Below are 6,537 nucleotides of genomic sequence, written 5' to 3'. Positions count from 1 at the left end.
CCCTGAGCTTGCCGAAGGGGAGCCTGTCGAACGGGAGCGTAAGCATCGGGAGTTCTTCGAAGTGCTCGGCATCTTTTCGCACGGCAGTACTTGGTGGACGTCGCGGGGGTATCGACTCGTCTTCTTGGAGGTCGCCGAGAGGTTGCCGGGCTCGCCAGTGTTCGACGATTTGGCGGGCTTGTTCGGGGAGGAGGCGTTTGAAGACCCGGTTGGCTTTGCCTTCGACGGGGTAATAACGGCCCACATCCGGCGCCATGCTCGAGCGGCGGAGGCGGCGGATTTCGGCTTCGTGCTCGGTGTACTCGCCGGCGGCGGCGTGGGCCTGGTCGACTGATTCGATGACCGCCAGCCGGACGAGGTTGCTGATCCAGCGCATTCGGACGATGGGTCCGAGGAGCCCGCCATCCGTGTCGAACATTTGGTCGAGTTCGGGATCGTCGAGGAGGAGGTTTTGTAGGGAGTAGGTGATCATCGCTAGACGTTAGAGATAGACGTTGGAGTTAGAGCGGGCAGCCGTGCGGCCGCCGGAAATCCCAAATTCCAAATCCCAAATTCCAAACAAAGCAGGCAAAAAGCGGCCTGAAATGCGAACCAAACGCAGAGGGAAACGCGGAGGCGGAGTTGGAACACTAATCGGGAACTTATTGCACACTGATCCGGACCGGCCGGTTGATGTCTACGAATGAAGGATACGAAAAGGGGTGTAGCAACTAACAGGGGCGCGCAGCGGGGGTGTAGCAGTATGCTCGCGTCGAGAGACTCGTCGGAGCGGAGCGTGGTGTGCGAAACCGCGGCAAAGGGGCAAGTTTTCGCCCGGGCGAGGTCGAAAATGGGGCCGAAAAATAGCGTAGCAGTGGCGCGAGAATTCTTTGTGCGCGTAGCAGTGGCGGGCCGCCGCACTGGGAAAATGGGCACTTGATGACGGCGGGTGGGGGAGCCGAGACGGCGGGTATGCGGGAAGATTTCCGGAGTTTGAACAGAAGCACTCAGCGCGGCGTAGCCGCAACCGAAGGGAAGAAGAGGCGGATTTTTCACCACAGAGGCACGGAGGCACGGAGGCACGGAGAAGACGGGGGAGACGCAGAAGGATTTTTTAGCCACCGATGAACACCGATGAACACAGATAAAACGAGAGAAGCCGAAGGGAAGCAAATTTCAAACGTTTGCAGTGCGAAGAGCACAGCGCGGCGGTTGGCCGCAACCAAAGCTGGAAAGCCGCAAGAAGTGCGGGGGGAAGAAGAGGCGGATTTTTCACCACAGAGGCACAGAGGCACGGAGAAGACGGGGAGACGCAGAAGGATTTTTTAACCGCAGATGAACGCCGATGAACGCAGATAAAACGAGAGAAGCCGGAGAGAAGCAAATTTCAAACGTTTGCAGTGCGGAGATCGCGAAAGGAGGGAGGTGGATTGGCGGCCGGAGAAATTCGTTTCAACGCAAAGACGCCAAGGTGCAAAGACGCAAAGAAGACTGGGGATTGCCGACCGATGAACGATGACGGGCGGGAGCTGAGACGGCGGGAATGCGGGAAGATTTCCGGATTTTGAACAGAAGCACGCGAAGAGCGCGAAGGGGGAGACGGCCGCTTGGCGGAGGGGCAAGTTCGTTTCAACGCAAAGACGCCAGGGTGCAAAGACGCAAAGAAGACTGGGGATTGCCCACCGATGAACGATGACGGGCGGGAGCCGAGACGGCGGGAATGCGGGAAGGGCCCTGGATTTTGGACAGGAGCACTCAGCGCGGCGTAGCCGCAACCGAAGGGAAGAAGAGGCGGATTTTTCACCACAGAGGCACGGAGGCACGGAGAAGACGGGGAGACGCAGAAGGATTTTTTAACCACCGATGAACACCGATGAACACAGATAAAACGAGAGAAGCCGAAGGGAAGAACGTCGGCAATCGATGAAAGGCAAACGAACTCGCCGCGTAAAATCTTCTCACGAGAAGCAAATTTCAAACGTTTGCAGTGCAGAGACGCGAAGACGCGAAGAAATCGGCAAACATCATCCGTCGCACGCTTTGCGCCTTGGCAGCTTTGCGTCTTGAATCAGGCCCACGAGGAGCCGGAATATCCGGCCTATACCGACGTTTCAGGGCTCGCGCGCGTATCGCCTCGCGAGTTCTGTTGACCATATCTAACGGGGCGGCGAGGGGAAATGAGGATTCGGAGTTTGTGTGCGCGGGGGTGGTGTTGCAATAACTCGGAAGTGCCGAGCGGGGCGGCGGGCGGAGAGTTTTGAGGAAGATTTTGACGTTGGAATTCGCGGGGTTTGGAGCGCGCGGGGCTGCTGAAGAATTCCATGTTGAGACATGCCGTCCGGCGGTTAGTCGTCGGACTCGTCGAGTTTGAATAGGGCGAACAGTTCGTCGCGGGTGATATCCTTAAAGCCCGCGCCGTCGGCGCCGATGATTTCGTCGGCAAGCGTTCGTTTCAGGCTTTGGCGCTCCAGAATTTTCTCTTCAATGGTTCCTTGCGAAATCAGGCGGTAGACGGTTACGGGCTTCGTTTGCCCGATGCGATAGGCGCGATCCTGGGCCTGCATGTCGTTCGCCGGGTTCCAGTCGTGATCGTAGAAAATGACGGTATCCGCGCCGGTGAGATTCAGCCCCGTGCCGCCGGCTTTCGTACTGATCAGGAAGCAATGCAGCGATTTATCGCCGTTGAATTGGTCGACGAGCAGTTGCCGCTTGTTCGGGGCGGTGTTGCCATCGAGTCGAAGCGTGTTGACTTCCCACTTTCGGAAAAAATCCTCGATGATGTCAAGCATTTGCGTGCTTTGAGAGAACAGCAACGCGCGATGTTCGCCATCGACGACTTCTTCGATTAATTCTTTGAGTGCTTCCAGCTTTCCGGAGTCGTCATACTTGACGATGCCGGCCTTTGTCTGTTCGTCGACGAGGCACGGGTGATTGCAGATCCCTCTCAGCTTGGAAAGAGCCGCGAATATTTCGAGACGAGAATTGTCCAAGCCCTTGGCGTCGATTTGCGCAACCATCTTCTGATATTCCGCACTTTGCGTCACTTGTTTGTAGAGCCGAACCTGAAGCGGAGTCAGTTCGACTTTTTGGTCGACGACCATTTTGGGCGGCAGATCCTTGGCAACGTGCTCCTTGAGACGGCGCAGGACGAACGGATGGATTCGGTCCTTGAGATTCAAACGCCCCGAACGGACGGCTTCCCAATTGACCGTGCCGTTGCGGCCGAATTTCTCCTGGAACTGAGATCGGGTGCCGAGATATCCGGGCATGGCGAAATCGAAGAGCGACCAGAGTTCCGCCAGATTGTTTTGGATCGGAGTGCCCGTTAGGGCCAGCTTGTGTTGCCCGTTGATGGTTTTGATCGCCTTGGTTCGTTCGGCGTCGGGATTCTTGATGTTGTGGCCTTCGTCGACCACGACATAGAGCCAGGGGAGTTCGTTCAACTTGTCGTGATCACGCCGAGCGATGTCGTAGCTGGTGATCACGTAGGGGGACGTCAATCCGTGCGATGCAAACCCGAGCAAACTTTGCACGCGCTCAAGCTTCGACTCTCTACGGCCGCCGGTGTAGACGACGACCGGCGCATCGTGGAAGAACTTCCCTATCTCCGCCTTCCAGTTATTGACGACGGAGGTGGGGCATATGATCAGCACGGGAAACTTGCTGCCGGACATTTCCTTGGCGCGTTGAGTGACGGCCAATGTTTGCAGGGTTTTTCCCAGGCCCATATCATCGGCCAAGATACCGTTCAGTCCGAAGCGGTGAAGAAACGCCAGCCAGTTGTAGCCGTGCTGCTGGTAGGGACGCAGCCGGATGTTTGATCGCAAGCTCGACGGCAGGGGCATTTCTTCGATTTTTTCAAAGTCGGCCAGCTTCGCCAGAAATTCGGCATAGGCATCGGAGTGACGGATGGTTCCCAGCAGCGAGAAGACGTCGATAACACGCTCTCGCTCACTGGCGGGGAACGTGAATCCGTTCGGCCCCGGTTGCATGTGCAACCGCTCGACGTTCGCCTTGATCTTCCGGAACTTGTCTACGTCGACCTTGACCCAGGCATCGCGACGACGCACCCAACCGTCACCGCCGGCGATCACGGACTCGACATCTCGGTGCGTAAAACTGAACCGCTGATGGTTGTATATCGGATCGAGTTCCAGCAGCGACCTTCCGTCACTCTCGACGATGTTCAAACGGAATTCGACGTCGGCGGGCGATTCGACGAGTCGGTGGGCGTCTTGAACGGCTCGCGAGAAATAGACTGCCCAGGGGTTCTTCGCAAGTTTTTCAGAACCGATGGTGAGCAGTTTCGAAAGAATTTGCGGGATCTCGGAGCCGCGCACGTCGGACAGATCGCCCAAGCGGTCGGCGATATCCTTGCAAGCTGTGCGGAACTTATCGGCGGCATCCGGCGGAACGTCGATCCACCCTTCGCGGGCGCGCTTGAATCCGCCGCGGCTCGATTCGAGTTCGGTGATCTCTTGAGGCGATTGCTCGTAGATCGCCCCCTTGGGACCTTTGAAAACGAGGCTGGTATCGATCTTGATCGCATCCTTGTCGCCGTCAACTTTCGCAACGTGCTCGGGCTTGGCAGGAAACACCGACAGATCTTTGAGAAGGTCGTTCTTCTCGACCGCACCGAGCTTTGTGCCTTGGTTCTGCAGTTCCTTGAGGAAGCGGGGGATTTGCTCTCCCGCGAGGACTCCGTTGCCCTCTTTTGGAATGAGGATCTCGTCCAGAGGCGTGCCGGTCGTCATGACTTTGACGAAGTCGTGGTTGACGAGAAACCAGCCGTCGTCTTCCTTAAGTACGGCAAGATCCTCTGGCTTTTCGACGACGACGCCGTCGGCAGTCACCAAACTGGAGTCGACAACCAGCGAGTCGTCCGGATTGAGAACGAGCGAGACTTCCGGACGGACTTCCTGAATACGAGGTTCCTCGCCGCCCGCCTTGGTGCGAACCGGAACACCGGACAACTTGAGCGATCTCAGAAACTCCGCGGCTTTCTTCTTTGAGAGCCGGGTCGGCCGCCGCTGAGTTTCGCGAATGACCGTCGCAGCCAAACCGTCGACTCGGACGCTATAGCCGAGGATCGATTGCGTCGCATTGGTACCGATCAACTCCGGCGGGACTTCCTGGCCATCGATGGTGAAAAGCGGCGTAACTTGAACCTGACCGTTGTCGAGCGTTTCCGTTCGAAGCTCGGCCGTCATCTGCTTGGAAAAGACGAGCGACGCAAGCTGCGCCAACATGCCTGCCGGCTGTAGCTTGTTCACTAACGGTGACTCCTCAGTTGGTCGCTTCTATCGCTATGCCGGCAAACCTGGGCGAGTTGCTATTCCGTCGGCGAGCTTGACGGTCCCAACTTCCGAAACATCGAACCACGCGACGGCCCGCCTGTTCGACCAAATAGGCATTGCGGTCTCCAGATTTCGCAATTTCGGCAACGAGTTCTCGACGTGCTTCCACCAAGGCGGGTTGACATCGGGCCGTTTATCCGGAAATCGGCTTCATTCTTTACTGCTTCACTTTTTCCGCGATGGCGGTGAATTGTTCTAGGGCTGTCTGGAGGTCGTCGGCGATTTCTTGGGCTAGGACGTCGGGGTCGGGGAGGTCGTCGGAGTCTTCCAGGCTTTTGTCTTTCAGCCAGAAGATGTCGAGGTTGGCTTTGTCGCGCTTCATCAGCTCGTCGTAGTCGAAGACTCGGAAGCGGCCGTCCGGTTTCTTTTCCTCGTCCCAGTTGGCTTTGCGACGGTGGCGGTTTTCGGGGTTGTAGCACTTCACGAACTCGTCGAGGTCGGAGCGCTGGAGCGGGTTCGTCTTTTGCGTGAAGTGCATGTTCGTGCGGAGGTCGTAGACCCAAAGCTTCGACGTCCAGGGGTTTTCCTGGGCGGGCTTGTTGTCGAAGAAGAGGACGTTGGCTTTGACGCCTTGGGCGTAGAAGATGCCGGTGGGAAGGCGCAAAAGCGTGTGGACATCGCATTGCTTGAGGAGGTTGCGGCGGACGGTTTCCCCGGCGCCTCCTTCGAATAGCACGTTGTCGGGAACGACGATCGCGCAGCGGCCGTTGACTTTGAGCAGTGTTTTGACGTGCTGCAGGAAGTTGAGCTGCTTGTTCTTGGTAGAGGTCCAGAAATCCTGCCGCTCGTAAGTGTGATCTTCCTTCTCGAGGTCGCCTTCTCCGTTGACGATGGCGATGCTGCTCTTCTTGCCGAACGGTGGATTGGTTAGGACCACGCTGAACCGCTCGCCCGGATCGCTCGCCAGGCTGTCGACGCCCGATTTGATCGGGCAGGGGTCGGCGTCGATGCCGTGGAGGTAGAGGTTCATGATGCAGAGGCGGGCGGTGTTGGGAACGAGTTCCCAGCCTTTGACGAACTTGGTACGGAGGTGTTTTTTCTGATCCTTGTCGAGCGTTTTTCCCTGGTGTTTGGCGACGTAGTCGAAAGCTGAGAGCAGGAAGCCGCCGGTACCGGCGGCCGGGTCGCAGACCGAATCGTCGGCGGTTGGCTGGACGCAATCGACGATGCCTTTGATCAGTTCACGCGGCGTGAAGTATTG

General features: G+C 57.5%; 3 protein-coding genes. 1 reads left to right on the top strand and 2 read right to left on the bottom strand.

Annotated features, from left to right (window positions below):
* A partial coding sequence (locus tag SGJ19_06245) for a hypothetical protein (GenBank protein MDZ4779832.1) occupies positions 1-334 on the top strand: 334 nt, incomplete at its 5' end.
* 1,990 nt (positions 335-2,324) lie between these two features.
* Here the strand turns inward: SGJ19_06245 and SGJ19_06240 are convergent.
* On the bottom strand, positions 2,325-5,252 hold the full coding sequence (locus tag SGJ19_06240; GenBank protein MDZ4779831.1) for a DEAD/DEAH box helicase: 2,928 nt from the start codon (positions 5,250-5,252) through the stop codon (positions 2,325-2,327).
* Between the two features lie 241 nt (positions 5,253-5,493).
* On the bottom strand, positions 5,494-6,537 hold a 1,044-nt coding region (locus tag SGJ19_06235), incomplete at its 5' end, for an N-6 DNA methylase (GenBank protein ID MDZ4779830.1).

This window comes from Planctomycetia bacterium (assembly GCA_034440135.1).
Lineage (GTDB): Bacteria > Planctomycetota > Planctomycetia > Pirellulales > JALHLM01 > JALHLM01.
Note: the sequence above shows the minus strand (reverse complement) of the source record. Positions and strands in the feature narration are given on the sequence as shown.